Here is a 3,514-nt window from a genome sequence, read left to right as displayed (position 1 = left end):
AGCCTATTTGCAACAGTGCCTGAATACATGAGCAGCTAAATCACTCAAAGCCAGCATCTAAAACCATTTAACAAAATCTATGACTATTTTACTTTCCCTTACCTAATCGTCCTAGTGTATATCTTTTTTTTTGATTAGCTTATTCCTAAATCAAGTGACTTTAGGTAAGTATGATGAACGATATCCAATTTTCAGATTGCGCAAAGGCATGTATGAGCTGTTCCCTTACCTGTGCCAGTTGTGCAAATGCCTGTCTAAAAGAAGAAAATCTGGAGATGATGCGAGAATGTATTCAGCGTTGTCTAGATTGTGCAGATATTTGTCAGCTCTGTGCTCGTATGCAGCAAAAAGAATCTCCTTTTATGAAAGAAATTTGTGAGCTTTGTGCCAAGGCTTGTGAATACTGTGCAGATGAATGTAGCCAACATGAGCATCAACACTGCCAGCAATGTGCTGATGCTTGCCGTGAATGTGCCGTCGAATGTCGAAAAATGGTTGTCTGATAAATAAAAGAATTAGTTGAGTTTAGGATTTACTCAATGAATAGCCAACGTGTTAGTTGTTAGTGGGTCAAACCACTAACAACGGCACTGTTGCAATAGGGATCTGAGTCGATGATTTTCCCTTCAAAAAAGCTTAGAGACCGAAAACTCTATTTACTAGCCAAACTTCTCCTAGAATATTACCGTTATAAAATAATGAAGCTTGTCCTTTGCGTAGAGCACGCATAACCTCAATTCCTTTAATTGTGGCATAAGCCGTTTTCATAGACTTGAATCCCAACGTAGCCTTGATGATCCGTTTGAGCTTGCCATGATCACATTCAATCACGTTATTCTTGTATTTAATCTGTCGATGGTCCAGGTCTTCAGGACACTTTCCTTCCTGTTTTAGTCGCGACAAAGCACGGTCATAGGTATGAGCCTTATCAGTGTTTATGACTCGTGGAATCTGCCATTTTTTGACATGATTCAAAATTTTACCAAGAAAACAATAAGCTGAATGGGTATTTCGTCTAGCAGAAAGATAGAAATCAAGAGTATGGCCACGTTGGTCAACTGCACGGTATAGATATGCCCATTTGCCATTCACTTTTACGTAAGTTTCATCCAGATGCCATAAATGTCGATCTGTAGGATTACGCCAATACCAGCGTAAACGTTTTTCTATTTCAGGAGCATAACGTTGAACCCAACGGTAAATAGTCGTGTGATCAACATTCACACCCCGTTCGGCCAGCATTTCCTGCAGTTCACGATAGCTAATGCCATATTTACAATACCAGCGCACAGCCCAAAGAATGATTTCGCCCTGAAAATGCCGACCATGGAAAGGATTCATATGCTGCACCTTTAGCTAAAACAGTCTTCAGCTTACCATTCGTGGTTATTTGCAACAGTGCCGATTGCTCCTCCTGCAAGTGGAATCCAGTCTATTTGTGATTTAAAAATGGAACTCATAGAACCATGACGTTCAGGTGAACACCAGACCATACCTTCAGACTATGCAAGAAGCTCATGCAGTTCTTTTACTTTTGGATGCTCAGTATCCGCATCTTCTGGCAAAGGAAGGCCCCACAAGTGATAGATACAGATAAAGCACACATATGGAGGTGCTTTGTCACGGTTAAAATGGGAAAGAAAATGTCCACCAGATCTTGAGCACAGGCAGGTTAAGTATAAAAATAACGTGATCGAATGTAATCATGGCAAGCTAAAGCGGATCATTAGGGCCACTTTAGGATTCAAATCGATGAAGACGGCTATGCCACATGCATCTATTCAGATGGCATTAAACACCGATGATGTACAGATGAAGTAGTAGCAGCCGATCCTACTAAAAGAATAGCAAACGATAAAAACAGCGATAAGCATGTTTTTAACCACTGCATAAAAATAGACCAAAAATTAAGCTTTTTTAGTTTTACAGATTCGAAAATAAATAGTAATAATTCATGAATAGTAGCCGAAGCTACCATTCATGAATCCAAATCATACTATTTTAAAAAACTAATTCGATGCCTGCACCATATTTCCATCCCTTTTCAGACTCTGTTGCCTCTTGCATAGAAGTGGCTTTCTGTCCTTTTTCATATTGGTAAGCAACATCAATGAAAGGTTTAATTCGCTTAGTAATCTCATATCGGGTTTTGATACCAGTTTTTAGTTCTGATAAACCTGATTTTGCAGCATAGTTAGAATCATCGCTAAATATTACATCTGCTTCGATATAAGGTTGAGTAATAAGTTTCTGAGTTAAAAGCAAATCACGTTCTAATTCAAAACTTGCTCCCCAAAAATTATTCTCACCGCCATAAAGATATGCTTGTGTTTCAAAGAAATAAGGAGCTAGACCTAATATACCAATAACCCCATCCACTCGATCGCTGCTGCTGTTATTTTTATCTTCACTATATCTTACCCCAGCTTGTACATCCCAAAATGGGGCTACGTTACGGCTATAAAGTGCTGATACAGCATATTTTGGATCATTACTTTCTGACTTTTCCGAATTGGCTTCAATAAATAGACGATTTTCATCTGTTCCAATTAAAGTTTCAAACTTTGTTCCTAGGTTGCCCTTACCGTCTTCATCAACCATCCATTCATTTTCAAATTTTGTCGTTTGATAAATTTGTCCACCATGTTCTTTAAGATGATTGTCATGAGGTGAGTTAGAGTTCTCAAGCGCAATCTGGACACTCTTATCCCCCATATCCGCATTTTCCATTGAATAATATTCTGGATAACGCTCTTGAAGGGAATACTTTAATCCTCCAGATTCCTGTAAAAGAATTTTCATATTTTTTGTAATATTACTGTCTTGTACAGGAGTTTCATTTTTAGCGAACGTTAGATTTGATAATCCAAATAGCGCAATCATCAAAGTTGTTTTTGAAAACAAATTATTAGTGATGTGCATGTGGATTTACTCCCTTCTCATTTACTTGGGACTGAGGAACAGTCTTTGTAGAATTACCATCTTCCACTTGAGCTACAATGAGTTTATTCATCATTCCTGCACTCATATGGTAAAGCAGGTGACAATGAATAGCCCACTCACCTAACTCATCAGCTGTGAGTAGAGTGGTTATCGTTTTCCCAGGTGGAACAATTACCGTATGTTTGTTTGGCATATTGCTTGGATCCTGACCATTCTCAAGCTGCATAAACATGCCATGTAAGTGCATTGGGTGAGCCATCATACTGTCATTGACAAATTTTAAGCGAATACGTTCACCATACTTCACCACTAGTGGGTCGGCTTCATTAAATTTTTTACCATTTATTGTCCAAATATAACGCTCCATGTTTCCACCAAGACGGATCTCTATTTCACGTTCAGCTGCACGAGTGTCTTTTTGAGGATCTAACGATTGCAAATCACTATATTGCAATGCTTTATTACCTTCAGGTGTTGAAGCATTTGCCCATCCAAATACGGTATTATCATTCTTGTCTGAAGCCGCCTTAACAGTAGCGCTATTCATCGGCATATCATGATCCATACCTTT

At 38.7% G+C, this 3,514-nt stretch carries 4 protein-coding genes and 3 pseudogenes; 2 read left to right on the top strand and 5 right to left on the bottom strand.

Annotated elements, in window-relative coordinates:
- The first annotated feature begins 173 nt into the window (after window positions 1-173).
- Window positions 174-503 (top strand): four-helix bundle copper-binding protein, encoded by a 330-nt coding sequence (locus B3X18_RS02990; RefSeq protein ID WP_016804323.1) that lies wholly within the window; start codon window positions 174-176, stop codon window positions 501-503.
- Window positions 504-636: 133 nt separating this feature from the next.
- Here the strand turns inward: B3X18_RS02990 and B3X18_RS02985 are convergent, their stop codons facing one another.
- Both B3X18_RS02985 and B3X18_RS02980 read right to left on the bottom strand, forming a co-directional pair.
- Window positions 637-1,341, bottom strand: coding sequence for an IS6-like element IS1007 family transposase (locus B3X18_RS02985; RefSeq protein WP_005105861.1), 705 nt, complete (start codon window positions 1,339-1,341; stop codon window positions 637-639).
- A 62-nt stretch (window positions 1,342-1,403) separates the two neighbouring features.
- Window positions 1,404-1,589, bottom strand: a pseudogene (locus B3X18_RS02980) (NAD(P)H-dependent oxidoreductase); the annotation flags it as partial.
- On the opposite strand from B3X18_RS02980, the pseudogene B3X18_RS02975 reads away from it, so the two are divergent.
- A pseudogene (locus B3X18_RS02975) lies at window positions 1,572-1,764 on the top strand (DDE-type integrase/transposase/recombinase); the annotation flags it as partial. The pseudogenes B3X18_RS02980 and B3X18_RS02975 overlap by 18 nt on opposite strands.
- A gap of 16 nt (window positions 1,765-1,780) precedes the next feature.
- Here B3X18_RS02975 and B3X18_RS02970 read toward each other — a convergent pair.
- The 3 genes and pseudogenes from B3X18_RS02970 to B3X18_RS02960 all read right to left on the bottom strand — a co-directional run.
- A pseudogene (locus B3X18_RS02970) lies at window positions 1,781-1,978 on the bottom strand (hypothetical protein); the annotation flags it as partial.
- 23 nt (window positions 1,979-2,001) lie between these two features.
- Entirely contained in the window at window positions 2,002-2,922 is a 921-nt protein-coding gene (locus B3X18_RS02965; RefSeq protein ID WP_034671284.1) for a copper resistance protein B, read from the bottom strand.
- A partial coding sequence (locus B3X18_RS02960) for a multicopper oxidase domain-containing protein (RefSeq protein ID WP_286935125.1) occupies window positions 2,909-3,514 on the bottom strand: 606 nt, incomplete at its 5' end. The genes B3X18_RS02960 and B3X18_RS02965, both read right to left, overlap by 14 nt.

The sequence above is a fragment of the Acinetobacter sp. UBA6571 genome (assembly GCF_002434085.1).
Lineage (GTDB): Bacteria > Pseudomonadota > Gammaproteobacteria > Pseudomonadales > Moraxellaceae > Acinetobacter > Acinetobacter radioresistens.
The sequence above is the reverse complement of the archived record's forward strand: the minus strand, read 5'-3'. Positions and strand labels throughout refer to the sequence as shown.

Excerpts from the sequence above, each read along its gene's own strand:
- B3X18_RS02985 (WP_005105861.1), bottom strand. The coding sequence starts at position 1,341 with ATGAATCCTTTCCATGGTCGGCATTTTCAGGGCGAAATCATTCTTTGG.
- B3X18_RS02990 (WP_016804323.1), top strand. The coding sequence starts at position 174 with ATGAACGATATCCAATTTTCAGATTGCGCAAAGGCATGTATGAGCTGT.
- B3X18_RS02965 (WP_034671284.1), bottom strand. The coding sequence starts at position 2,922 with ATGCACATCACTAATAATTTGTTTTCAAAAACAACTTTGATGATTGCG.